Genomic DNA, 25,720 nt, shown 5'->3' with positions numbered 1-25,720 from the left:
GGTTAGCCAGGATCGTTCCCACGCTCCGCGTGGGAATGCCTCAACGGACGCTCCGCGTTCGGCTTCAAGGGAACGCGGAGCGTCCCGGGCTGCATTCCCACGCGGAGCGTGGGAATGATCAGCTCCAGGGTTAGAAAAAACCCAGCGGGTTGACGTCGTAGCTCACCAGCAGGTTCTTGGTCTGCTGGTAATGATCGAGCATCATCTTGTGGGTTTCGCGGCCGACGCCGGACTTCTTGTAGCCACCGAACGCCGCGTGCGCCGGGTACAGGTGGTAGCAGTTGGTCCAGACGCGACCGGCCTTGATCGCCCGGCCCATGCGGTAGGCGCGGTTGATGTCGCGGGTCCAGAGGCCGGCGCCGAGGCCGAACTCGGTGTCGTTGGCAATCGCCAGGGCCTCGGCTTCGTCCTTGAAGGTGGTCACACCCACCACCGGGCCGAAGATTTCTTCCTGGAACACGCGCATCTTGTTGTGCCCTTTGAGCAGGGTCGGCTGGATGTAATAGCCGCTCGACAAGTCACCTTCCAGACGCTCGGCCGCGCCGCCGGTCAACAGTTCGGCGCCCTCCTCCCGGGCAATGTCCAGGTACGAAAGGATCTTGTCGTACTGCTGCTCCGACGCCTGGGCGCCGACCATCGTCTCGGTGTCCAACGGATTGCCGCGCTTGATCCTGGCGATCTTCTTCATGACCTCGGCCATGAATGGCGCGTAGATCGATTCCTGCACCAGCGCCCGGGACGGACACGTGCAGACTTCGCCCTGGTTGAAGAACGCCAGCACCAGGCCTTCGGCGGCTTTTTCGATGAAAGCCGGTTCAGCCTGCATGATGTCTTCGAAGAAAATGTTCGGCGACTTGCCGCCCAGCTCCACGGTAGACGGAATGATGTTCTCGGCCGCGCACTTCATGATGTGCGAGCCCACCGGGGTCGAGCCGGTAAAAGCGATCTTGGCAATGCGCTTGCTGGTCGCCAGGGCTTCACCGGCTTCGCGACCGTAACCGTGGACGATGTTCAGCACGCCGGCCGGCAGCAGGTCGGCGATCAGCTCGGCGAAAACGGTGATCGACAGCGGCGTCTGCTCCGCCGGCTTGAGCACGACGCAGTTACCGGCAGGGTCACTGAGCTGTCACCCACCTGCAACAGCGTGTCACTGCCCACTTGCGACAGATGCTGGCTGTAGTCGTACCCTTCCCCGGCCCCCTGCACGCCGATGAACACCAGCTTATCGCCTGCGCCATAACCACTGATGCGATCCTGGCCGAACGCACCGTTGAAGAGAAAGGTGTCGCTACCGCCGCCCGATTGCATCAGATCATTCCCGGCACCGCCAACGAAGGTGTCACTGCCCACGCCACCCAGCAATACGTCGTTGCCGTCCTGCCCGAACAACCAGTCGCCCGTTGCATGGGCCACCAGGGTGTCGTTGGACGCGCTGCCCTTGACCGCTGACGCATACGCCGTGAGGTGGTCGCCGGCCACCAGGCCGTTGGCCGTGACGCCATGGCTCACCTCATCCTTGAGCAAGCCCCAGAACGATCCGGACTCCTGGCTCACCAGCGTGCCAATGTCGCGGGTGATGCTGATCCCACCGTGGGCATCGCGCACGTACAGTGTCCCGGCGCCATCGTTGGCGAAGGTGAAGTCCTTCACCGATTGCTGCAATTGCAGGCTGTTGTGGCCCTGCCCACCGAGTATCACGTTGTAGCCACCGCCGTCGCGGAAGGTGTCGTTGCCGGCACGGCCTTCCAGGTAGTCGCTGCCGCCGCCGCCCTGGATCAGATCGTCCTTGTCGCTGCCAATGATGAAGGTGCTGCCTACGTGGGTTTCGGCGTTGCGATTGAGGTCCTGCACCCAGGTGTTGCCGCGTGCCGGGTCCGACAGGTTGGCGACGATGACCGTCGAGTCCTTTTGCGTCAGGTCGTAGAACGCCGAGTTCATGATCCGGCCCATGCCATCACCGTAACCGGTGGGCAGGTGGGAGATCCAGGTGGGTATGTTGAGGATGGAGAACGGCAGCACGTTCCATGCGGTCGAGGCGTAATGGTCGTTGAAGCTGACGATGTTGTTGGTCGCCGATTCCTGCTGCGTATCATGCACCCCCACCGACGCCAGGTTGAACGTCGAACCGTCCAGCGCCCGGAATACCGGATCGTTTTCATAGCCGATGTTCAACACCTTGTCGGTGCTGCTTTGGGTGGGCGAGGCGTAGGCGACGTAGTTGGCGTTGCTGTAGAAACCGGACCATCTGCCAGCGCTCAAGTCCGCCAGGCTGTTGACCGCCAGCCCACCGAGGCTGTGGCCGCTGACCAAGACATCCGCCCCGCTCAGGCCGTGGGCCTTGGCAAATGTCGCGACATTCCCGAGCAGGCTGCCGAAGGCTTCGCCGGCGTAGTTCTTCGCGTAATCCTTGGGCCCCAGCGCGGCCATCACGTCATTGATCACGTCGCCAATGGAGTCGCCAATCAGATCCTCCCGCGGGCCGCTGGTGCCGCGAAACGACACGCCGATTTCCTTCAAGTGGCCGCCGGCGTCGTACTTGCCCAGGATCTCCACCTGGGCAGTGCTGTAGCCGGCCTTTTCACCGAAGAACGTTCCGCGCGCGTCGACCTTGCCGGTGTAACCCAGTTGCGACGCGCTGATGGGCGTCCAGCCGGCTTTCTGCACGGCGTCCAAGGCGAGTTTTTCCGAATCGGGGTTCCACGGCACGCCGGGAATCACCCCTTGCGAATCGGTGCCGCCGAGCAGCGCGGTGACCAGAGTGGCCGGCAGGCCCGCGCCGAAGCCATATTGCTGGTACCCGGCGGCGAAGCCGTTGTCGAGATTGTGGTAGGAATACAACATGATCGCCATCGCATCGCTGACCAGGGCTTTGGATTGCGTGGTGTCGAAGTTCTTGTAGTCGTAGATACCCATGCTTTGCGGCCTCTCTTTCTTGTTGTTGGAATGCTGAAAACAGGTAGCAGAATGCTTTTGTGCCGAGGGAGCCTTTTGGTCAGAACTGCCAATCCAGCGTCAGGCCCACGCCGTGGGTTTTGTCCCGTGAGCCGAGCAGGCCGTTGTAGTCCAGGTTGACCCGCACGTCCTTGGCCACCGCAAGCCCGGCACGCGCACCGACCACCGCTGCGTTGCGGTCCATCGACACGCTCTGCACCGCAAAGGTGTTGCTGCTGCCGGCGAAGGCCAGGTCCTGTTCCGAGCGGGTATTGCTCAGGTTGTGCTGCCAGCCGAGGGAACCGGACAGTTGCAGCTGCTGTTTTTCCGAAAGCGCCAGGCTGCGACTGGCCCGCAGGCCCAGGGTCGAAAGCACCGCATCACGACGGTCGTCGCCACCACGCAGGGCGGCGTTGTCGCCTTTTTCATGGAAGCTGTCGCTGTCCAGGTGCACGTAGGCCAGGTTCGCAAACGGCTCAAGGGCCAGCGGTTGCACGTCGAGGCGATACGCCGCTTCGGTGAAGAGCTGGGCCGTCCGGGCGTCGCGCTTGGTTTTCTCCCGGCCGCTGACGTCGCCCCATTGCAGTTCACGCTTGACGTCGATGCGATGCCAACTGTAGGCGCCACCCACGGTCAGACGCACGGCGTCGATTTCGTGGCCCAGGTAGGCGCCCAGGTGATAGCTGTCGGCCTTGGCCGAGGAGTGCGTGCCATCGCCCATGCTCAACGAACTGTCGCTGTAACCGCCGACGACGCCCAGGCGGGTCTGCTCGCTGATCAACCCATCGGCACCGACCAACAGCCCGCCGATGGAGCTGTTGGAACTGGCGTTGTCATGGCCGCCATCGCTTTTACCCCAGGCACCGAGCACCTTGACCCAAAGGTTGCTGTCGGCATCGGTCGGCGTGTTGGCGTCGTACAGCGCATCCTGACGCAGGCGATCGCCCACGGCTTCGCGCAGGTAGCGACTGTCCTTGATCAACAGCGTACCGATGGCCGGGTGGATTTCGCCGGACAGCTGCTGGAACGCCTGTTGCGCCACGGCGGCGCTGGGCGACAGCAACAAGGCTTCGTAGAGGCCGTTACCGGCGCCCAATTGCTCGGCGGCGCTGGCCACGGAGCGCTGGTTGGGCGTCAGGCCGAGGCTGGCAAATGACGCAGCGTTACGCTCGACCGCCAGTTGAACGCCGCTACCGGTGTACGTCAGGTCGCCGCCGAGAAACGCATAGTTGGGCAAGACTTCGCCGAAGCGTCCGTCGATACCGCCGGCGGCCTGCAGGATGTTGAACCGGGTGCCGAGCAGGCTTTTCGCCTCTGCGGCCGTGAGCAGCGTCGGGCTGTTCTCCAGGGACAACGACACCGTCGCCCCGTCAAGGGTGGCCTTGCCGCCGGCCACGATCAAATCGCTGGACGTCGGCGAGACTTCCACCGCGTAGGTCGAACCGGACGCGAACGTCACATCTCCGGCCACCTGCAGCGTGCCGATGGAATTACCCGGGGCCACGCTGCCGCCACGGTTGGCCGTCAGGCTGGCGATGCGACCATTGCCGCCCAGGATGCCGCCCTCATTGACCGTCACCGCCGAGGCCAGCGAACCATTGACGGCCAGGCGGCCTTGATTGACCAGGGTCGGTCCGCTGTAGCTGTTGTCGCCGGTCAAGACCAACGTGCCGAGGCCTTGCTTGGTCAGCCCGCCGTGACCGGAAATATCGTTGCGCCAGACGTCCAGGCCACACTGGATGCCGCTGCACACGCGCTCCGTGGGCTTGCCGGCATCGATGGTCGCGCCAATGCCCGGCAAGTCGACCACGAACTGGCTGGAGCCGTAGGCGCCGTCGATGCGAAAGGCCTCGGGAATGTCCTCTTGCGTCACCAGCATCGATGGGCCGTTGATGGCCTTGCCCAGATTGATCATGCCCCAGCCGTACAGCGAATCGACGCCGGGTGCGCCCATGTCGGTGGCGGTGGTGCGCAACACGCTGGCGACCTGGGCGCCGGTCATGTACGGGAAGCGCTCCATCAACACCGCCACGCTGCCGGCCACATGGGGCGCAGCCATGGAGGTGCCGCTCTTGTTGCCGTAACCCACCGTCAGGTCATCGGCACTGGTGCCGCCAATCACTGCGCTGTAGACCCGGGTCCCCGGCGCTGACACACAGAAACTGGCGGTGTAGCCGCAGCGCGACGAGAAGGTACTGATGGTGTATGGATTCGGGCTGGTGGTGTCCGGGTTGACTTGCAGCGCCGCAACGGTCAGCCAGTTTGGCGCAATGTCCGGCACAAAATAAGCCAGGCCCGCGATGGCATCGGGGTTGTTGAGGTTGTAGTCGTTGCCGGCGGCAAAGATCGTCACGATCCCGCTGCGGGCCGCCGCGATGGCGCCCTCGTAGGCGCCGCCCGGCTTGGTGCCCAGCAACGGTCGAATCTGGTCGAATTGCAGTTGCGCATCCTGCACGGTGAAGTGCGGGAATGCCGGGTCGCGACCGCCCTGGTCGAAGCGGTCGGTAATGCCGATGCCCCAACTGTTGTTGATGATCCGCGCGCCGCTGGCGATCAAGGCATCCCAACCAGCCTTGTACACCGCGCCGTCGTTGCCGAGGATAATGCCGTCCTCGGGCCCGGGATCGCCATTGTCAGCGCTGATGATCTGCGCATCGAACGCCACGCCGTGCATCGGGCCGCCGTCGCGGCTGCCGGCGGCAATCCCGCCGACATGGGTGCCGTGGGAGCCGAGCTTGCCGTCGGAACCGACCGTGGGCGACCCGTCGTAGCGGAACGGATCACCGGCCCTCACCGGTATGTAGGGGTCGGTGTACTCGCGGATACCGCTGGTGACCAGGGTCACGACTTTGTCGCTGCCGGAGAACTCCGGGTGAGCGGCATAGACCGGCTGGTCGAAAATGCCCAGTTTCACGCCCTTGCCCGTGTAGCCGGCGGCGTAGGCCTGCTGGGCATTGATCGCCCCCAGGCCCCATTCGGCGTTGAATTCGCTGCTGCGCCAACTGTCCGGGTTACCGGCCCTGCCGCTCTCGACATAGGGAGCGGCTTGCGCCGTGCCCAGGGTTGCCAGCGCACAGAGCATGGCCCGATTGAGGGTCTTGAGCACAAACACGCGACGGGGTTTTCCGGGCTGCTTTTTGTTATCGGTCTTCATCACGAACCATCCTTAGTTGCTGCAAAAAATCCTGTGCCTGACGTACGCCGTGCTCCGTGGCGAGGGCCCGGTCAGCCAGCACTCAGTGGCTGACAAACGCCTCGTCCACCCGCGCCAGATCCTGCTCCCCCAGGGTGCCGGCGTAGTAATGCAGCTTGGTCCAGGCCATGAGATAGTCGTACCGGGCCTGGGCCAGATCGCGGCGGGTGGTATAGAGCTGTTGCTCGGCGTTGAGGGCGTCAAGGTTGACCCGCTCGCCGCCGAGGATGCTTTGCCGGGTCGACACCACCAGCGCTTCGGCAGAACTCAAGGCTTTCTGGTAGGCGCGCAGTTTGTTCACCCCCGACACGCAGGCGCTGTACTGACGGCGCAATTCGATCAGCGTCTCGCGGGTCTTGCCGTCCAGTTCATATTCGGCCTGCTCCATGTGGCGGCTGGCCTGGCGGGTGGACGCCGCGACCCCGCCACCGGCGTACAGCGGCACGCTGACTTCCAGGCCGATGGTGTTGGTGTCGTAACGTTGGTTGTAGGTGTTGCCGCTTTCCGACTCGTTCTGGCGCATCGTCGCGTAGGCGCTGACTTTCGGCAGGTGCCCGGCGCGGTTGCGCTCGACCTCGAAGCGCGCAATGTCCACGGCCTGGCGCTGGGACGCCAGGTTCGGGTTGTTGCTCACGGCCAGCTCATGCCAGGTGTCGAAGCTGGCCGGTTGCAGGACGAAGGTCTGGAAGGTCTCGTTCAGCGGCGCCAGGTCGCCGATGTCCAGTGCCGGCACGCCGATCAACGCGCCCAGTTCGCGCAGGGACGCATCCTGCTCGTTGTGCGCCTCGATTTCTTCTGCGGTAGCCAATTCGTAGCGCGACTCAGCCTCAAGGATGTCGGTGCGCGTGCCCTCCCCCTGGCGAAACAGCTGCTCGTTCTGGTGGAACTGCTGTTCGAAGGCCTTTTTCTTGGCCTGGGCGATGTCGATCTGGTCCTGGGCAAACAGGGCCTGGGTGTAATAACTCAGCACCCGCACCAGCAGCTCCTGGCTCTTGCCGCGAAAGTTTTCGTCGGCGAACAGCGCCTGGGCCACACCCTTGCGGTACGCCGCGTAGGCTTCGTAATCGAGCAAAGGCTGTTGCAGCGTCAGGCTGGAGCCGTAGCTGCTGTAGTTGCGGTCGTCATGCTGGCTGGCACCGCGGTCATTGAGATAAGTCACCTTGGATTGGTTGCGGCCCTTGTTGTAGCTGTAGCCCAGGTGCGGCAGTAACCCGGCACGGCCAATGGCGCGGTTCTCCAGGCCCGCATCGCGCTCCTTGATCGCGCCCAGGTACACCGGGTCATTGCGCAGGGCCTGTTCGTAGAGTTCGAACGGGCCCATGGCCCACACGTTGTTGCACGCGCAGACGGCCAGCGCGGCCAACCAGTAAAAACGCTTCATACCGCCGGACATCCTTATTCTTCGGTCAACGCAGAGCCGGCTCGGTCGAGCAGCGGCTTGAACAGGTAGTTGAGGAGCGAACGCTCACCGGTGCGCACGAACATCTCGGCCGGCATGCCGGGCCTGATCACCAGGCCGTTGAGCTTTTCCAGCGCACGGTCGCTGACGCTGCTGCGCAGCACGTAGTAAGGCGCGCCTGTCTTCTCGTCGATCATCTGGTCGGCGGACACCAGGCTGACCTCACCGGGCACCCTTGGGGTACGGCTCTGGTTGAAGGCGGTGAACAGGATGTCCACCGGCAAGTGCGTCCCAACCTTGTCGATCAGGTTCACCGGCAAGTGCCCTTCCACCTCCAGGCGCGTGCCCTGGGGCACGATCTCCAGCAAGGTATCGCCCTGACGCACCACCGCGCCTTCGGTGTGCACGCCGAGGTTGACGGCGATGCCGTCGGCGGTGGCGAGTATTTCGCTGTGTTGCAGCTCGAACCCGGCGGATTTCAGTTGCTGCTGCAGGGTTTCGCTCTTGAGCTGGGCGTCGGCCAGTTGGCTGCGCACCTCTTTCTGGTATTCCTCGCTGTGTTGTTGCAGCTTCAGCCGGGACTCGACGATCCCCTGCTCCACCCGACCGCTGTCGCCGCTGTTCTGCGCCAGTTCCTGCTGCACTTGCGACAGTTGCCGCTGGTAGTCCAGCAAGCGGTTGCGCGGGATGTAGCCGTTGTCTGCCAAGGGTTGCAGGTTGTTCAATTGCAGCCGCAGGGATTCGGCCTGCGCCGTCAAGTCACCGCGGGCCCGGCGCATGCCGGCCAATTGCGCGCTGGCACCGTCGATGCTGGCGCGCAAAGCGGCTTGCTCGCGGGCGAAGGCTTCGCGACGGCTGCTGAACAGTTGCCGCTGGCCCTCAAGCACCAGGGCCAGGCGCGGATCCGGATCCTGGCTCAACTCAATTGGAAAGCTGACTTGCGCGAGGTTGTCCCGCTCGCTCTGCCAGCGCGCCAGGCTGGCCCAGGCCATGCGGTACTGGGCTTGCAACGATTGCACATCAGCCGCGGCCTGGGTCTGGTCGAGGCGGAACAGCGGCTGGCCCTGTTTCACCACCTCGCCTTCACGCACCAGGATCCGGCTGACCATCCCGCCGCTCATCGACTGCACCGCTTTGCGTTTGCCGGACACCACCACGGTGCCCTGCACGGGAATGCCTTGATCCAGCGGCGCCAGGCTGGCCCAGGTGAAAAAACTGCCGGCGCCGATGAGCGCCAAGGCCCAGCCGATGCGGGTGAAGAACCGTGCGTCGCGCTCGGGACGTTCGAAGATTTGCGTGTGTTCGAGGTTCATGCCGCGCTCCTTGCTCATGCGCCGCTCGGCTTGCTGGCGGTCTGGTACTGGCGGCTCATGCTCAGCCCGTTAGGTGTCGCCGGAGGTTTATCGCGCTGGGATTCGGCCTGGCCGGACAACGCCCGCAGCACATCCTGGCTGGGCCCGAACGCCTGGAGCCGACCTTCGTTGAGCACCAGCAGCTTGTCAGCCTGGGCCAACGCCGAAGAACGGTGAGTGACCAGCACCACGCTGGTGCCCTGGGCCTTCATCTGTGCGATGGCGCCGGCCAGCGCCGCCTCGCCAACGGTGTCCAGGTTGGAATTGGGCTCATCGAGCACCACCAGGCTCGGCCGGTCATACATCGCACGGGCCAGGGCCACCCGTTGCTTCTGCCCGCCCGACAGGCCGCTGCCGTCCTCTCCCAGCACCGTGTCGTAGCCCTGGGGCATGCGCAGGATCAATTCATGGACGCCGGCCTGTTGCGCCGCGGCGACGACCTTCTGCGGATCGGCCTGGCGAAACCGGGCGATGTTCTCGGCGATGCTGCCGCTGAACAGTTCGATGTCCTGAGGCAGATAACCGATGTAAGGCCCCAGTTGGTCGCGGTTCCAGCGATGGATGTCCGCTCCGTCGAGGCGCACCGTGCCACCGAGGGTCGGCCACACGCCCACCAGCACCCGCGCCAGGGTGGATTTGCCGGACCCCGATGCCCCCAACACGCCGAGCACTTCCCCGGCTTCCAGGCTGAAACTGAGCTGCTGCAAGGTCGCGTTGCGTTGCCCGGGCGGGCCGGCGCTGACCTGTTCAAAACTCACCTGGCCCTTGGGTGACGGCAACGTCATCCCCTCGTCCCGGGGTGCAAAAGCCTGCAACAGCGTATCGAGACGGCGATAGGCCAGCTTGGCACCACTCCACTGTTTCCAGACGGCAATCAGCTGGTCGATGGGGCTCAGCACCCGGCCCATCAGGATCGAACCGGCGATCATCATCCCGGCGGTCATTTCGCCCTTGATCACCAACAGCGCGCCGACACCCAAGACCAGCGATTGCAGGCACAGGCGCAGGGTCTTGCTCAGGGAGCTGATCACGGCGCCGGTGTCGCTGGCCTGGTTCTGCAAGCCGAGGAACCGTGAATGCACGGCAAACCAGCGGCTGCGCAACGCGTCGAGCATGCCCATGGCCTGAATGGTCTCGGCGTTGTGCAAGTGGCTGGTGGCCAGTTGGCTGGATTGCTGCGAGTAGACGCTGGCCTGCCCCAACGGCTTTTTGGTCATGGCTTCGTTCAAGCAGGCCAGGCCGATCAGCAGCAGCGTGCCGACCGTGGCGAATACGCCGAGCCAGACGTTGAACAGGTAGATCACCAGCAGATAAATGGGGAACCATGGGGCGTCGAAGAAGGCGAACAGTGCCGGCCCGGTGATAAATTGGCGCAGTTGCGTAAGGTCTCCCAGGGACTGTCCGGCGTTGCCCTCGCCCTGGCGCAGGTTGCGCTCGAACGCCGCCTTGTAGACCTGCAGATTGAAACGTCGCTCCAACTGACTGCCGATGCGAATCACTACAAAGCTGCGCACCATCTCCAGCAGCCCGATGAACACAAAGAACCCGACGACCATCAGCGACAACATCAACAGGGTCGTTTCATTTTGCGAGGACAACCCCCGGTCATACACCTGGAGCATGTAGATCGACGGTGCGAGCATCAGCACATTGATCAGTGCGGTGAAACAGCCGACGCTGATCAAGATACTTTTATAATCGCCCAGGGCTTTAAACAGTGGCATCGCCCCTGCGCTCCTTGCCTTATTCATCAATCGTCCTTGCTGTTCGCATGACCAGGCAACCTGGTCGTTATTCAACTTGGAAATCTTTTAATCATTCGCCTGGGCACACGCCGATTTAAACCAGCGCTTCGCTTACTGCACCCATCGTAATAAGCGTCTATGGCTTAGTTCGTTCAAGCGTGAGTATCAAACCCGACTTCAACGTCACTTGATAATGATCTTGCTGATGCAATCCCAGATGAACCCTGCTGTTGTCCTGGCCAATCAACGAAAGACCATCGGGTTCGGTAAACCATTGCACCGGCTCATCTCCCAACCAGTGGCCCAGGCATTCGGTTTGCCCGCCCAGGGTCTGGTCCGCCTTGAGCTCGACCCGACAGGCATTGGAGGGCTTGTCTTGCATCGCCTGGGTCTGCGCAGTTTCCTGCGGGCCCGATAAAACGGCCTGCCACTGGCCGGCCAACTGTGAGGGTTGCGCTAATAACAGACTGCGAGCCATGGTGGCTTCTCCGGAAAACAGCATCAGCGTAGCGAGTGACCAGGCGGTGGCCGAGGACCTGCAAGGCATGGTGTTATCGCTCTCATAAGTTTGGACCCTGTGGCGAGGGAGCAAGCTCCCTCGCCACAACTACTCAAACGGGCATCAAGCCACGATATCCGTCACCGCCGCCTGGCCGACCGTGCTGACCAGGAAATCAGCCACGCCATGCCCGGAGAAGTCCACCGACAACTGGCTGTTGCCGCCTGACGTCGACAGCACCGCATCGCCCGCCGCACCGGTGAAGGCGCTGACAAAGTGCAGGCCCGCCCCCTTGGTGATGCCGGTCAGGTCGATCTTGTCCAGGCCACTGACGAAGTCGAGGATCTGATCGACTGTGCCTGGCCGCGAGTCCGAACTGGCCGCGAACACGAAGGTGTCCGAACCCGCCCCGCCCCACAGTTTGTCAGCCCCGCCTGCGCCCCAGAGGATGTCGTTGCCGGCACCGCCCTTGAGTTCGTTGGCGACCGCGTTGCCGATCAGCAGGTCGCTGCCCGAGCCACCGAGGGCGTTTTCGATGACGGCGCCCTTGGCGATGGAGACGTTGCCCACCAGGCCGCCCACGTCGGAGAACGACGCGTCGTTGAGGTTGATCTTCTGGTTCTGGGTGAAACCGGAGAAGTCCAGGGTATCGCGACCACCCGCGTCCCAGACCGAGAACACCACTTTGTCCGAGGATGAAGAGGCGCCGAGGAAATCGCGGCCGGCGTTGGAGTTGAAGCCGTAGGTGGTGTCGCCGGTCCGGGTGCTGGTGTTGGCCCCGTAGAGCTTCTGGATCGCTGCGATGTCATCCATCAGCGGGCCCGACGAATAGGCTTCGACGCCGCCCTTGCTGAAGTTCTGGCTGGTATTGCTTTCACTCCAGTAGCTCATGACGCTGTAGCCACGGGTGTCCTGGCCGTAAGTCGCGTCATTGTAGGTCGGGGCGCCCTCGCCGGCGTTGTAGTCGCCGGGGTGGGCCAGGCCCAGGGTGTGGCCGATCTCGTGGGTCAGGGTCTGGCGCCCGTAGTTGTTCAGGTCCGGGGTCTTGTTCTGGGTGTAGCTGCTGTTGGTCAGGTACCACGACGTACCGTCGTAGCCGGCACCGGTGCCCGGCAGGTAGGCAAACGCCGCCGCGCCATCCTGGCCGCCGCTGTAGTTGCCGAAGGTCATGTGGGCGTCGCCGCCGCTGGCTTTCTCGGCAAACGTGACGTTGGCCACGTCCGCCCAGGACTGCATCGCCAAGGCGGCCTGGCCTTTCTGCTGGGTGCTGAATTGGCTGAAACCACTGATCCCGTGCTTGCTCATGGTGCTCGAAGAAGCAGAGGTCAGGAACGTGTAGGTCAGCTCGATCTTGCCGCTGCCGTCCCGGTCCTGGTAAGCCGCACCGTCGCGCAGCAACTGCGTGGCTGCCTGATCGACAGAATACGAGGGCTTGCCGTTGACGGTCAGGTTGCCGCCCCGGTCATATTGGTGGCTGAAACTATTGATCTGGTTGAACGCACTGCTGGCAGCGGCCAATGATTGCGGTGCCCAGAGGAGTTGCTCGGCAGAATCAATAGCGCTGTTTTTGACTTTCGACATAAACACACTTCCTTGTTTGCTAATGGAACAGATTTATCAGAGACAGGCGATCTCTGGCGAGATCGTCCTATCACTCGCCCAATGAGGACGTAAGAAACCTGACACAATTGGAAATCAAACGTCTAGCAGTTTTTTTGAGCGCATGTTCAGACGCGTGCCTTCGCGCCCATAAACAATAGGGTTCGCCCGTTGCGCGTTCGCAAGTTGAAAAACCAAATACCGATTGTCGGACAAAATCCTATTTAAATATTAAATAGCGGTAACTAACCATTTGCGAGGGATGTCACACTTTCGCCAACTAGGTGCCAGCGAAGTGCTATTAATCAATATCTACCAGTTCCTCCATGGACTTACGCGCGCACACTTCGCGCAAGCAGCCGCGAAGCCAGCGATGGGCAGGGTCGGCGTCCATGCGCGGGTGCCAGAGCATGGCGATGGTGAACGCCGGCACCGGAAACGGCAGCGTAAAACTGTGCATGCCCAGCCGCAGGCTGGCGGTGTAGCGTGCAGGCACGCTGGCGATAAGGTCGCTGGATCGGGCCAGCCCCAGCGCCGAAGAAAAGCCCGGCACCGTGGTGACGATTTCCCGCGTCAAGCCCAACGGTTCAAGGACCCGGTCGATGGGTCCCTGATCGAGAAAGCGCATTGACACCCCGATGTGCCTGCCCGCTGCGTAACCGGCGGCAGTCACCGCCGCCTCGCTCAGCGGGTGCCCGGCGCGCACTACACCAATCAGGCGGTCGCCAAACAGTGCCTGGGTACGCAGCTCCGGGCTGGTGTCCTTGTCCACCACCGCCGTCTCCAGGTCCACGATACCCTCGCGCAATGCGGTGCTGTCGCGGCTGGCCTTTTCCACGAAACGCAAGCGCACGCCTGGGGCTTCTTTATTGATCCGGGCAATCAGGTCAATGGCGAAGTTTTCCACGAAACCCTCGCGGGTCCGCAAGGTGAACGTCCGGCTCAAGCGTGCCAGGTCCGGGGTCAACACCGGACGCAGCACCGCTTGGGCGTCCTGCACCAACTGGCTGACCTGCTCGCGCAACGCCAGCGCACGGGGTGTCGGCACCAGTCCGCGTCCCGCCCGCACCAGCAGCGGGTCCCCGGTGGTTTCCCGCAACCGCGCCAGCGCCCGACTCATGGCCGACGGGCTGAGTCGCAGCCTTCGCGCAGCCCGGGCCACACTGCCTTCGGCCAGCAGCACATCAAGGGTGACAAGCAAATTGAGATCGGGGACGGACATTGTTGAACCCTGGAAATGAAAAGATGGCGTTGCGTGCAGCTATAACTTGCAAATGTTGCGTCTTCCGCCATGTTATGCCCAGGCGTAACGTTGTGACAGCCCCACTTCAAGGCGCAGACACAGGTAACCCGATGAAAGCCTCTGACCCGCAACAAAGCCTGCCGACTACCCGGCTCCATTCACCACGCTGGGCGCTGGTCAGCCTGGCGCTCTCGACGCTGCTGGCTTCCCTGGGCGCCAGTGTCGCCACGGTAGGCCTGCCGACATTGGCCCGGGCGTTCGATGCATCCTTTCAACACGTCCAATGGGTGGTGCTGGCTTACCTGCTGGTGATTACGACGCTGATTGTCAGCGTCGGGCGCCTGGGCGACCTGGTGGGCCGCCGCAAACTGTTATTGATCGGAATCGCCTTGTTCACCTTCGCCTCGGCGTTGTGCGGCGTGGCGCCTTCGCTGGACGGGTTGATCATTGGTCGGGCACTGCAAGGCCTGGGCGCAGCCATCATGATGACGCTGACCCTGGCCCTGGTTGGTGAAACCGTCAGCCAGGAAAAGACCGGCAGCGCCATGGGGCTGCTGGCAACGCTGTCGGCGGTGGGCACGGCGCTTGGGCCGAGTCTGGGTGGCGCACTGATCAGCGGTTTCGGTTGGCCGGCCTTATTCCTGGTCAACGTGCCCCTCGGCATGCTGACGCTATGGCTGGCGTGGCGCTCGCTGCCGGTGCGGCCAGCGCCGCTCAGGGCTGAAAAAGCCCGTTTCGATGTCACCGGCACCCTGCTGCTGGCAGCCACACTCACTGCCTACGCCTTGGCAATGACGTCCGGGCGGGGCGATTTTGGCGGGCGCAACGTCGCGCTGCTGCTGATCGCAACCCTGGGCGCCGGGCTGTTCGTCCTGGCCCAGTCTCGGGTGGCGTCACCGCTGATTCCGTTGGCGGCGTTCCGGGACCGGCTGCTGGTGTCTGGCCTGGTAACGAGCGCCGTGGTCGCCACGGTGATGATGGCGACGTTGCTGGTCGGGCCCTTTTACCTGTCCATCACCCTTGGCCTGCCGCCAGCACTGGTCGGGTTGGTGCTGGCGGCGGGTCCCTCCGTTGCGGCCCTGGCGGGCGTACCTGCCGGGCGCCTGACCGATCGCTTCGGCGCACGCCCCATCCGCCTGGCCGGACTGAGCTGCATGGTCCTTGGTTGCCTGATGCTGGCCCTGGTGTCGCCTGGCCTCGGTATCGGCGGCTATCTGGGTTCTATCGTCGTGACGACCTTGGGCTACGCGTTTTTTCAGACAGCGAACACCACGGCGGTGATGGCCGACGTGGCCGCCCAGCGGCGAGGCGTTATTGCCGGGCTGCTCAATCTCTCGCGCAATCTGGGGTTCTTTACCGGGGCGTCGGTGCTGGGCGCGGTGTTCGCCCATGCATCGGCCGCCACTGACGTCGGCAGCGCCACTGCCGATGCGATCGCGAGCGGCTTGCACACCACCTTCGCCGTCGCCTTGGCAATGGTGTTGCTGGCGCTGGCCATTGCGTTGAAATACCGTGCGCCAGGGCCGTCGAGGGAAGCCCAGGAGGGCGCGCGCGAAGCGTGATGGCATTCTAAATCCGGGCATTTAAGTCGTGACGCAGATCAAAAGAATTGAACCAATCGCGAAACAGACTGAAAAAAGCCACATGACTTTCATTTTCAGGTGCTATTTTTAGTGCTTACTGGTAGAGCCATGACGGCTCTTCCTTCCTGACATGAGCAAAAGGAAGCGCTCGATTGAAGAAGGCGGGCAACACATGAATAAAGGATCTTTCAGCAAGGTTACCTTCCCCAACGCCTGCCAACTGATGCGCTGGCACTTTCATCCAATGGGCTTTGAAGCCAGCATGGACGCACCCGGCAGCATGGTTGCCCGATTGTTTGACCGTGCCAGTGGCGAAACCATGATTGCCATCGCGGGTATCCCCTGCGCGACGGTGATGAATGCGCCGGACGTGGAGCGGATCATTGAAGCGGTGGAAGCCGAGCTGGAAGCCTTTGTGCCACCGGTTGGGTTGCGTCGGTTTGCTTCCTGATCTTGATGGGTTGATTGGTTGATTGGTTGATTGGTTGATTGGTTGATAGTGTGTATATCCGTTGCTGCGGTAACGGCCACTTAGGGTTCCGCCCTGACGGCGGCTCACTTTTGAGAAGCCTGCGCGGCCCGGCGAAAAGTAAGCAAAACGCTCTTGCCCCACCACTCGGTGCCTCGCCCAGGCTCGGCATGCCCGAACGCCGGCATTGCTCCGTGGGCCCGCCGCGAAGGGCCATCCATGGCCCAGCGCGGCTACCCCGGCATCCATGCCGGGGTACCCACTCCACAATACCGGCGTTCGGCCAGCGTGGTTAATGGGGCGCCCAAGATCAAAAGCCGGCCCGAGGCGGCCTTATAGCCGACCTGCTTTTTGGAGTGACCGCGTTCCCCCTGTGGGAGCGAGCTTGCTCGCGAAGGCGATAGGTCAGCTTGCTTGGATGTGCCGCCGTCATCGCGAGCAAGCTCGCTCCCACAAAGGGTCTGCTGTGACGCGCCAATGCCGTAAACACCGAAAATACCTGTGGGAGCGAGCCTGCTCGCGAAGGCGGTGGGTCAGCTTGCATTGATGTTGGATGTGCCGCCGTCATCGCGAGCAGGCTCGCTCCCACATCTGCGTTGGCCTTCCATTGCGGTCAACCCCGTACACAGGCACGGCCCACCCGCGACCCAATCAGCCCCCGCTCCGATTGACCAGAAACTCCAGCAACGTCCCGGCACACGCCTCGATGCTGCCCTCCAGGATCAGCTCATAGCCATGGGTATTCTCGGTAGGTATCGCAATACACCCGCCCTTGGCCGATATCCCGCTGCCCATGATCGCGCTGGCATCGCTGGCAAAATCCACCAGCAGCGCAAATTGCGGCTCCAGCCCACAGCGTTCGCCAGCGCGGTAAAGCTGGTCGACAACGTCACGGCTATAGCAGCCCTTCTCATCGCCAGTGTTGATGATCGGGTTGACGCTCAGCCGCGTGCCGTATTCCGCCACCACGGGGCCGACCTCGACGGCCACGTTGATCTCTCCCGGCAAGTGGTTCGCGGCGTACAGCGCCCCGGCATTGGACTCTTCTTCCTGGGTGGTAAACACGAAATACACCTCGCCCGTCAACTGCGCCCGCCGCTCGGCCAATAACGCGGCAGCTTGCAGGGTGGCCACCATGGGCGCGCGATCATCAAGGAAATGCGCGGCAATGGCGTCGCCGACCCGAAACGGCCGACGCCAATGCTGGCTCAGCACGACCCGCGTACCCGGCCGCACGCCATGTTCGTGCAGCTGTTCGACAGAGCAACGCGTAATCACGTGGACATCGTCCCAATGCACATTCCCGGACAGCACGTCCGCGCCTTGATGGGTTTCGCCGGTGCAGTGCATCGAGCCAAACGACAGCACGCCGGGGAGGAAATCGCGGTCGCCGAGTATGTCCACCGGGCACATGCCGAAGTTGACCGGGTTAGCCCCGCCCAGCGACACCACTCGTAAGGTGCCGTCAGGCTCAACCCGTTTGACCAGCATGGCGATTTCGTCCAGGTGGGCCATGATCCGGACCGGACCGCTGGTGTCATTGGCCGGACCGGTGCCCTTGATCAGTCCGATGACATTGCCGGCCGGATCGACCCAGGCCTGGTCGCAGTGGGGTTCAAGTTCCCGAAGGCAAATCGCCCGAACTTCGCTTTCCTGTCCGCCCGGTCCTCGGGCCATCAGCAGTTCTTCCAAGAGGGGCAATGTAGAGGGATCGGCTTGCATAGGTGGTGGTTCTCCTGTTTTCCGCGCGGTCGTCCCGCTTGCCCTGTTGAGGCCTCGCACCGTCGAAAAATTTGTTTGGATCAAAGGACGAGCAGACGAGCGGCCTCACCCGAGGGCAGATAACCGGGCGTTCGACGGGGTTGACCGCCGCAGCGCCAGCCATCACATTGCGGGGGCTGGCGATACGCTTTGTGTTGCAGACTGTGTGGAGCCCATGACCACGTCGATCCCGATCCGTCCCCCCTGCCCGCCCGGCGTCTGTGACTGTCGGCGTGATGAGCTGCTGCAAACGCCCGGCGGCGACCTGCGTATCCTGTGCCTGAATCGCCAGGAAGAAAAACGCCTGCTCGAACGGCTGGAAAACATCCAGAGCCTCGACGAACTCCAGCGCTTGCAACAACGCTTGTACGAAAACCTGGGGGTCCGCCTGAGCGTTGAACCCGGTTACAACGAAGTCCGCACCATGCGCGGCATCGCCATTGAGTTCCAAGACCAGCTCGGCCTGTGCCGCAAGATTCGCCAGTCAATCCCCACCGCCATCCGACGCGGGCTGGAAAAACGCCCGGAAATCGCCTGGCGGCTGCTGGACGCCCACGACTTGTTTCGCGATGCCTGACAGTCAGCGCGCCTGCACGCGTTGCAGGAACTCGGTCCTCTTGATTTGATCCGCCTGCTCTTTTGCCAGCAACCTGGGCAGCATCTCGATGGCTTCTTGCGGGCTGAGAATGAACACGCCGTCATCGTCGCCGATGGCTATATCGCCCGGACGTACTACCACGCCCGACACCTCGATCGGCTGGTTGACCTCCCCGCCGAGGCCGAGGCTGCGGGTCGTGAACGCGCTGACACTACGACTGAACACCGGCAGGCGATGCGTACGCAAGGCAACCACGTCAGTCACCGCTCCACAGACCACCACCCCGGCCAATCCCTTGATGAGGGCCGCCAACGTGCGCAACTCGCCCCAGCAGGCACAGTCGGGGTCGCCCACACATTGCACTACCAACACATCCCCGGGTTCGCTGAGCAGCAACGCTTCGCGCAGAACGCTGCCATCGGGCGTGAAGAGCTTGGCTGTGACCACCCTGCCGACCATGTGCAGGTTGTCCAACAGCGGGCGGACCCCCCGTAGATAACCGCTGTCGGAGAAATGCCCGATGGTGGAGGCAGCGATGCCTCGGTATTGCGTCAGCAGCGAATTGGCCATGTCCGCTGGCGGTGAAGCGATTGAGTCATTCATGTCTTTTTTCTCTTTCGCAGCAACGGGCAGGCCGAACAGTATTCGACCGGGTTGCTGGCCTGGTAATAGAAACAACAGGTGCGCCGCAGCCGTCGACAGCCCCCGCTGTCGACGGGCATGGGGGCACGGCGGAAATACCGTAGCGGGTTGTAGTCCAGACCGAACAACGCAGGGTCGGCCTGGTTCAGCAACCAATCGAAGTCGTCATCGATGCGCCGGCGTGCGGCCGGATCCTGCAGGCTGTCCAAGCGCTTTTCATAGAGCGAATAGACCCGCACCGCGGTATTTTCCCAGAGGATGCGCCGGGAAATGCTACTGACCTGGGCGAACAGCTCCCACATCGGTTTGAGCAACCCGGCGAACAGACTGTGCACCAGTGCTTCGCGCCAGATCTCTCGCTCGCCGGCGGCGTAGACCCGCGGCTCGAGATCCAGCAGCGGCATCGATGAGGTCCAGAGTCCATCGTCATGACCGTACTCAATGATGCAATTGTCCAAGGACAGCCGCAGCCCCTTGTCACACGCCGACAATGCATAAAGGCACGCGTTGGTGGTCAGAAACGCTATTCGCTTGCTCAGCAGCGAAGCGGTGATCGCCCGGGACGGTGAACCGAGAATGGGGGTCAACTCGTCCAGCAGCCGCAGGCACACCCCGCCATTCAACAATTCATGGGCCATCAGGGAGCGCGACGAATCGTGTTCCCCGGCAGGTTTCAACCGCAAGGGGCCATTGAGCACCGCCCATTCGCCCGCCGTGAAGCCGCTGGGTGCAGTGGCGAATGCCGGTTCAGCCACGCGCATGGGAAGGACGGCCATCCTCTCAGGCCTCCGGCGACAGCCGGCGGAACGGGTTGACCACTTCGCCCTTGCCGAACGGCATGCTGCCCGGGCCGCCGGCGCGCTCGATCATTGGCGTGAGCAGCAGCTTCTGCGGCCAATCTGGCGCATCGAACAACTGGTACCTGATCATCGCCCGCGCCTCGTCGTCGAAGTCGATGGTCTCGATCAACTGGTCCAGCACTTCGCGCAAGACTCGCCACAGGCCGGATACCGGAATCGAATAGACCTGCGCCAGGGTGTCCATGATCGCCCGCACGTTGACCTGGATGCCCAGGGTCTGCAGCCAGAACAACAGGTCTTCCGGACGCTCGTGGTACAGCGTGTTGGCGTGGCCTTTCTTGATTCGGTACACCGGGTCCGCCATGCCGTTGCGCTCAAGCCACGGCACAAAAATGCGCAACGAATCGTGGTCGCGCAGCAGCAGGCCTTCGGCGTGTCCGTCCCTCCAGACCAGCACCGCGTTCTGGCCGTGGACTTCACCCAGCATGCCGAGACGGAACATCCGCAGGTTGATGTCGAAAAAGCTATGGGCCAGTTCGCGGAACAGGGCCATGACCGATTCAGCGCCGGCCGGCAGGTTGCGGTACTGCATCCAGTCATCGAAGAAGTGGCGGTTGCTGCCGGGCAACGGCGTGCCCAGGGCAGCCATGGGCAGCAGCCGCGTGTCGGCGTCGGCGAGCAGCGCAGCCGGGTAGCCCCGGACCATCGCCGACAGGTGCCGCGGCGCTTCGTCGAACAGCGTGGCCTGCGGCGGCATGAACGCCCACCACTTGCCCTCGTCACACAGGTGCAGCGACTGGCGCAGGGTGGCGTCCTTGTCCAGCACCTCGTGCAGCAAGGCTTCGCTCAGGCCACCGTTGATCATTTTTACCGCGGGCAGGTAGCGAGACGCGCCCAGGGAATGGATCGCCATGGGCAGTTTGAGGTAATGGGCGCTGTCGAAGCACGGGGTCATGGAGCGCAGCGACGAGGTGGCGAAGAAATCACCTTCGTTGAAATCCAGGCGCTGGCAATCACCCTTGGCGAAGGCGTCCCCCAGCTGTTTGTCGAGCACGTGCTCCCATTGCCATGGATGGACCGGTAGCGCGATGTGGCTGTCGGCCAGGCCGCGCGCCTGCATCTCCCCGGCAAGCCGGGCCTGCAAGGGTTCAGGCAGCAGATATTGCGCCGGATAACACTGCGCCAGGTCGCCCACACCCTCGCCGCATTGCAGCAGCGCGTGGTCAACCGCCACCCAGTTCAAGGCCACCGGGCGAGCGAATTCGGCCTGGTAACGCTGATATTCCTCATCGTCGAGCCCCTGCTTGGCTTTCGCCAATGGATGAAACGGACGATCACGCAGTGACGCCCACTGCTCCATGATGCGGAAAAAAGTCGCCGGGGCCTGGGCCATCAGGTCTCGCTCATCGACAGCGTGAGACAGGGACAAGGCTGTCTGGGCGACGCTGGTGCGCAGCACGTCGAGAAACAGCGCCAAGCCTTTATCGTTGTCCTTGAAACGCTCGGCCATCGAGCCGAACGCACGCTTCATGAAATCCTCCGGGGACAGGACGGTCCATTGCTCTTCCTGGCGCGCCAGTACCGGCGTGCCGGGGACTTTCTCCCATTGCTGGGTAATGCCCTGGCGCAAGGCAATGCTGATGAAGCGCTGTTCGCTCGGGTCGTAGCACCAGTCCCAGATGCGCTGCCTTGCGGTCACTCCGGTCAGCGTCGGGGCCGCTGGATGGGCCTGCTGCCAATCGTCAATGGTCACCAGCGGCGCCGGACCGATGCCGAAGAAATGCTCGGCCAGCAAGCAGTCCACCAGGTCCTGCATAACGAGGTCGGCAGCTTGGCCCAGGGCCTGTGAGGTCAGGGTTGTCATTTTGATTCATGTCCTTGTGAAGAAAGTGTGGCCAGACGGCCCTGAAGGGCGCGGAACGCGATACCGCGCTCGTCGCCCAGCACAAACGTGTTCACCCCCCGGCCACGCCAGCGGGCGTGGTCGTCGGGTTGGCGAGGAATCGCGCAATAGGGAATGCCGGCGTCGCGGGCCGCCTGCCAGGTGTCCAGCAAGGCCTGTTGCACCGTTGGCGTGCTGATCTGCCAGGGCGTACCGAGGGACTGGGACAGGTCCGCTGCGCCTTCCAGGATCAGGTCCAGGCCGGGTACTGCCGCGATATCCGCTGCCCGCCGGACGCCTTCGGCGCTCTCGATCATCGCCACCACCATGATCTGCTCGTTGGCCAACGCCACATAGTCCGCCAGGCTGTGCTTGCCAAACGAACCGGGGCGCCCGGCGTTCAGGCTGCGTCGCCCCAGCGGATGGTATTTGCACGCCGCAATCGCATCGGCCAGTTGCCCGGGGCTTTCGATCATGGGCAAAACGATGCCCTGGGCACCGCCGTCGAGCAGGCGCAACAGGGTTTTCGGATTCAGGTCCGCAACCCGTACCAGCGGCGTGATGGCGTAGGCCTCGGCCATGCGGATCATGTGCTCGACCGTTTCCGGGTTGATCAACACATGCTCCATGTCGATGATCACGAAGTCATAGCCCGCCTCGGCGATCAGCTCGATTGCCATGGCCGACGGAATTGAACTGATCAGGCCGTAGGCGGCCTGCCCCGCGCCGATCTTGAGCTTCAGTTGATTGGTTCTCAGCATGCCTGCGGCCTGAATGCGTGCAGCGGATTGGGCACCGATTTGAAGCGCCGCTCACCGTCACCCAGCAGGCGGCGCTTGGTGAGTTCTTCCACTTCATAGGCGGGCGCAAATACGTCGAACAATGCAAAGCGCTCGCGATGCTGAGGGTGCGCGGCCTGGTAGGCGGTGATGACGCCAGCGGTCATCTGCCAGAAACGGGGTTCGTCCAGCTGATAGTGCTGGCGCAGGAAGATCGCCATTTCCGCCAGGCAGATGAAGAAGAAACAATCACAGGAGAAGTCGCGCACCGCGTTGACATCGTCGGTGAGGATGAACGAGTTACGGTTCAGCTTTGCATGGCTGTCGGGCAACGGCACCAGGGTCGGGCACAGTTCCGGGCGCGCCAGGTGCGCCGGGGAATAACGCACGCCATCATGGAAATCCTTGAGGGCGATGCGTTGCGGCCAACCGTCCTTGACGATCAGCACGATGTTCTGGCCATGAGACTCCATGCCGATGCCTTCGGCGTAGAGCATATGAATGATCGGCGGCACGGTGACGTCCAGCAGCCGCTGGGTCCAGGCGTGCAAGCCGTACTGGGCGATCCAGGCGTCGATGAACGGCACCTGTTCGCCCTGGCCGTAGCGGTTTTCCACGTGGCTCAGGCCGTTGAACGGTACGGCTTGCTCGTCGGGCTTGAGGTAGCCGTGGATGCTTTCGCGCCAGAGGGCGCCGAGCGTACCGTAGGCCTGCGGCGCACGGGTGGCCGGCAGGTGGTCGTAGCTGAAGCTGACGCCGACCACTTCGCCGAGGATGACGAAGTCCAGGGCGCGGGCGGTGCTGTCGGTAGCGATGAGCTGTTGCAGCCAGTCAGTGATGATCGGCCCGTTCATGACCGTGTGCCGCGCCAGGATCCGCGTGCTGGAGGTGTTGGTCATGCTCATCGCCAGCTTGACATAAGGGCGCTCGGGGGTGCTGGCGTTGGCCAGGGTGCGGATCGATTGCTGGGCCTTGTACTGGTCCTGCGAGACACCCAGGTCAATCAGCTCACCGCTGATCAGCTCGGGATAGAACGTCGGGACGATGGTGTTTTCCCACTGCCACGGATGAACGGCAATCACCCAGTAATCGTCCGGCGACTGACCACGGCCTTCGAGGGTCGCGGCCAGTTGTTGCAGACGGGACTCCCCGGCCTCCTGGCGGATGAACGCGTCGAAATCAATTTTGCTCGAATGATTCATCGCCCCGCAGGACTTGGCCACGGCCAGCCAGACGATGGCAATCGGGCTGGCGAACTCCGGCCCATAGCGGGTGTTGTCCTGCAGGGAGAAACCAATCCGTGACTTGTAGCAAGGATGGTAGCTGTGGGCGTCCATGAAGTGCTGTTCCAGCGCGTCCACGTCCAGCCGATGGGCTGCTCGCGGGGCGCTGTAGCCCTGGTGGCGCGATTGCAGATCCTTGAGCTGGGTCTGCTCCAGCTCCTGGATGAAGCGCGGCAGGTGGGCACTGCCTTCGAACCCGCCGAGCAGTTCGGCCAACGCCTGGTGCAGGTCCGGCGCTGCGGACCGGCCTGCGGCATCGACCCGCTCAAGGCTGGCGTGGTCCAGGCGGATCAGCTCGAAACTGCTGCTGCGCAGGCCGGTGCACTGGTATTGCACGGGGTTCTGCGCGGCATCGGTACCTTGCACGATGAAACGATACTGGCCGCTTTCCAGCGCCTGGCACTGGTACGCCAACACGTCTTCGTACAGCAGGGTTTGCAGCAATTGACCGACCACCCGCTGCTGGACTTTCACACAGACATCGGCATGGGTGTTCGCCAGCCAGGCACCTGGGGCGGTGGACAGCGGCGCGTGTTCAAAAATCGTCATGGGGATTCCTTATCTATCAACGTTGTTCGAGGGCAATGGACGGCGCCTCGGCCGTCCGTTCCGGCATGGGAAAGCGCCAGGCGCAGGGCAAGGCCAGCAAAATCAGCACGCCGGTGGCGATAAACACTTCGCTGATGGCGCCAGAGGTTCGCAGCACCGAACCGACCTCGGTACCCAAGCGCATTTCCAGCCAGAGCGAAGCAATGACGATGGCCAGCGAGGACACGAGCCGCCGGGAGATGTTGTTCATGGCGGCGCCCTGGGTAACCATCGGTTCCGGCAGGGCGTTGAGCCCGGCGGTGGTCACCGGCATATAGGAAAGCCCCAGCCCGGCGCCGCGCACCATCATCAGTACAAAGACCGTGGTAATGGTGGCCTGGGGGGGTAGCATCCCCAGGGCCAGGGTCGCCGCGCCAGTCAGGAGCATGCCCACTGCCACCACCGCTCGGGGCCCATAGCGGTCCAGCAAGTTGCCGCCGATCTGCCCGAACAGGCTGGCGAACCCGGCAGTGCACAGCAAGGCCAGGCCGGTCCAGATCGCGCTGTAGCCCAGCACCATTTGCACCAGCAGTGGCACCAGCACCAGGCACTCGAACATGCCCACCGATTGCACCACGGCGATGATCACGCTCAGGCGGTAGCCGCGCAGGTTGAAGATCCGCAGGTTGAGCAACGGCTCAGGACGGCTCAACTCCACACGGACGAAGGCCACCAGGCACAGCACGCCGGCCACGAGCATGCTCAGGTTGAGCGGGTCCACCAGGCCGTCGGCGTGGTGCAAGCGACTGGCGGCGACCATCAGCAATCCAATACCCGAGGCGATCAACACATACCCGGCGAAGTCGAAAGGCTTGCGCTCCGGCGGCTCGCAAGCCGGTAACACGCCCACGCCGAGGATCAGCGCCACCAGCCCGATGGGCACATTCATCAGGAACAGCGAGCGCCAACTGAACCACTCCAGCAGCAGGCTTCCGCACAGGGGCCCCAGCGCCGGCGCCAGCATCACCACGGCGCTCCATACGCCCGTCACCTGACCGCGCTCGTCCTTGGCATACACCGAGAAAATGATCGCCAGGGACAAAGGGATCATCAGCCCGCTGGCAACCCCCTGGAGCGCCCGTGCCGCGATCACCAGCCCAATGGAATTGGCCATCGCGCCCATCAACGAACCACCAATGAACAGCACCACGCCCCACAGGTACAGACGCTTTCGGCCGACCCGCTGGCTGAGGAAGCTGGTCAGCGGCATGGTCATGCCCATGGCCGTCATGAACCCTGCGACGATCCAGGTCGCCATCAGCGGACCGATGGCAAACGCCTCCATGAACGCTGGCAACGCCGGGTTGAGGGAGCTGTTGTTGAGGCTGACCGTGAGCGTGCCCAGCATCACGTTGATCACTACCCAGTGACGCG

At 63.1% G+C, this 25,720-nt stretch carries 18 protein-coding genes and 1 pseudogene; 3 read left to right on the top strand and 16 right to left on the bottom strand.

What is annotated here, in order from left to right; all coding sequences use genetic code 11:
- Nucleotides 1–130: 130 nt before the first annotated feature.
- The 9 genes and pseudogenes from J7E36_RS23105 to J7E36_RS23065 form a co-directional block, all read right to left on the bottom strand.
- A pseudogene (locus J7E36_RS23105) lies at nt 131–1,111 on the bottom strand (aldehyde dehydrogenase family protein); the annotation flags it as partial.
- Nucleotides 1,042–2,913: a polyurethane esterase gene (locus J7E36_RS23100; RefSeq protein ID WP_215008303.1), complete on the bottom strand. Its 1,872-nt coding sequence runs from the start codon at nt 2,911–2,913 to the stop codon at nt 1,042–1,044. The gene J7E36_RS23100 and the pseudogene J7E36_RS23105, both read right to left, overlap by 70 nt.
- A 79-nt stretch (nt 2,914–2,992) precedes the next feature.
- Nucleotides 2,993–6,013 carry an autotransporter serine protease gene (locus J7E36_RS23095; protein ID WP_231286398.1) on the bottom strand — a complete coding sequence of 1,007 codons (3,021 nt, stop codon included), beginning with the start codon at nt 6,011–6,013 and terminating at the stop codon, nt 2,993–2,995.
- 154 nt (nt 6,014–6,167) lie between these two features.
- Nucleotides 6,168–7,505, bottom strand: coding sequence for a TolC family outer membrane protein (locus J7E36_RS23090; RefSeq protein ID WP_215008299.1), 1,338 nt, complete (start codon nt 7,503–7,505; stop codon nt 6,168–6,170).
- A 14-nt stretch (nt 7,506–7,519) separates the two neighbouring features.
- A complete protein-coding gene (locus J7E36_RS23085) occupies nt 7,520–8,854 on the bottom strand; it encodes an HlyD family type I secretion periplasmic adaptor subunit (protein WP_215008297.1) in 1,335 nt (444 codons plus the stop codon).
- On the bottom strand, nt 8,851–10,626 hold the full coding sequence (locus J7E36_RS23080; protein WP_215008295.1) for a type I secretion system permease/ATPase: 1,776 nt from the start codon (nt 10,624–10,626) through the stop codon (nt 8,851–8,853). The genes J7E36_RS23085 and J7E36_RS23080 overlap by 4 nt, the downstream gene beginning before the upstream one ends.
- Nucleotides 10,627–10,756: 130 nt before the next feature.
- The gene (locus J7E36_RS23075; RefSeq protein ID WP_215008293.1) at nt 10,757–11,167 is read right to left on the bottom strand and encodes an AprI/Inh family metalloprotease inhibitor; all 411 of its coding nucleotides are present in this window, start codon (nt 11,165–11,167) and stop codon (nt 10,757–10,759) included.
- Between the two features lie 75 nt (nt 11,168–11,242).
- Entirely contained in the window at nt 11,243–12,700 is a 1,458-nt protein-coding gene (locus J7E36_RS23070; RefSeq protein ID WP_215008291.1) for a serralysin family metalloprotease, read from the bottom strand.
- Between the two features lie 319 nt (nt 12,701–13,019).
- Entirely contained in the window at nt 13,020–13,940 is a 921-nt protein-coding gene (locus tag J7E36_RS23065) for a LysR family transcriptional regulator (RefSeq protein WP_215008289.1), read from the bottom strand.
- Between the two features lie 131 nt (nt 13,941–14,071).
- Between J7E36_RS23065 and J7E36_RS23060 the strand changes: the two genes are divergently transcribed.
- On the top strand, nt 14,072–15,523 hold the full coding sequence (locus J7E36_RS23060) for an MFS transporter (protein WP_215008287.1): 1,452 nt from the start codon (nt 14,072–14,074) through the stop codon (nt 15,521–15,523).
- A gap of 193 nt (nt 15,524–15,716) precedes the next feature.
- Complete coding sequence (locus J7E36_RS23055; RefSeq protein ID WP_003201764.1) at nt 15,717–15,995, top strand: DUF1652 domain-containing protein; 279 nt, start codon at nt 15,717–15,719, stop codon at nt 15,993–15,995.
- A 669-nt stretch (nt 15,996–16,664) separates the two neighbouring features.
- On the opposite strand, the gene J7E36_RS23050 is transcribed toward J7E36_RS23055, so the two are convergent.
- A complete protein-coding gene (locus tag J7E36_RS23050; RefSeq protein ID WP_215008285.1) occupies nt 16,665–17,735 on the bottom strand; it encodes a M28 family peptidase in 1,071 nt (356 codons plus the stop codon).
- A gap of 214 nt (nt 17,736–17,949) precedes the next feature.
- Between J7E36_RS23050 and J7E36_RS23045 the strand changes: the two genes are divergently transcribed.
- Entirely contained in the window at nt 17,950–18,351 is a 402-nt protein-coding gene (locus J7E36_RS23045; protein WP_215008283.1) for a hypothetical protein, read from the top strand.
- A gap of 3 nt (nt 18,352–18,354) precedes the next feature.
- Here the strand turns inward: J7E36_RS23045 and J7E36_RS23040 are convergent, their stop codons facing one another.
- From J7E36_RS23040 to J7E36_RS23015, 6 genes are read right to left on the bottom strand one after another with little or no spacing between them, the layout of a single operon-like run.
- Nucleotides 18,355–18,975 (bottom strand): RraA family protein, encoded by a 621-nt coding sequence (locus J7E36_RS23040; RefSeq protein ID WP_215008281.1) that lies wholly within the window; start codon nt 18,973–18,975, stop codon nt 18,355–18,357.
- Nucleotides 18,972–19,790 (bottom strand): IucA/IucC family C-terminal-domain containing protein, encoded by an 819-nt coding sequence (locus J7E36_RS23035; RefSeq protein ID WP_231286397.1) that lies wholly within the window; start codon nt 19,788–19,790, stop codon nt 18,972–18,974. The genes J7E36_RS23040 and J7E36_RS23035 overlap by 4 nt, the downstream gene beginning before the upstream one ends.
- Nucleotides 19,791–19,794: 4 nt before the next feature.
- Nucleotides 19,795–21,678 (bottom strand): IucA/IucC family protein, encoded by a 1,884-nt coding sequence (locus J7E36_RS23030; RefSeq protein ID WP_215008279.1) that lies wholly within the window; start codon nt 21,676–21,678, stop codon nt 19,795–19,797.
- Nucleotides 21,675–22,457 carry an HpcH/HpaI aldolase family protein gene (locus J7E36_RS23025; protein WP_215008277.1) on the bottom strand — a complete coding sequence of 261 codons (783 nt, stop codon included), beginning with the start codon at nt 22,455–22,457 and terminating at the stop codon, nt 21,675–21,677. Before J7E36_RS23025 ends, J7E36_RS23030 begins: the two co-directional genes overlap by 4 nt.
- Nucleotides 22,451–24,307, bottom strand: coding sequence for an IucA/IucC family protein (locus J7E36_RS23020; protein WP_215008275.1), 1,857 nt, complete (start codon nt 24,305–24,307; stop codon nt 22,451–22,453). The genes J7E36_RS23025 and J7E36_RS23020 overlap by 7 nt, the downstream gene beginning before the upstream one ends.
- A gap of 16 nt (nt 24,308–24,323) precedes the next feature.
- A complete protein-coding gene (locus J7E36_RS23015; RefSeq protein ID WP_215008304.1) occupies nt 24,324–25,694 on the bottom strand; it encodes a DHA2 family efflux MFS transporter permease subunit in 1,371 nt (456 codons plus the stop codon).
- Nucleotides 25,695–25,720: the final 26 nt, after the last annotated feature.

Origin of the sequence: Pseudomonas fluorescens, assembly GCF_018614775.1 — a bacterium.
Classification (GTDB): Bacteria; Pseudomonadota; Gammaproteobacteria; order Pseudomonadales; family Pseudomonadaceae; genus Aquipseudomonas; species Aquipseudomonas fluorescens_BY.
The sequence above is the reverse complement of the archived record's forward strand: the minus strand, read 5'-3'. Positions and strand labels throughout refer to the sequence as shown.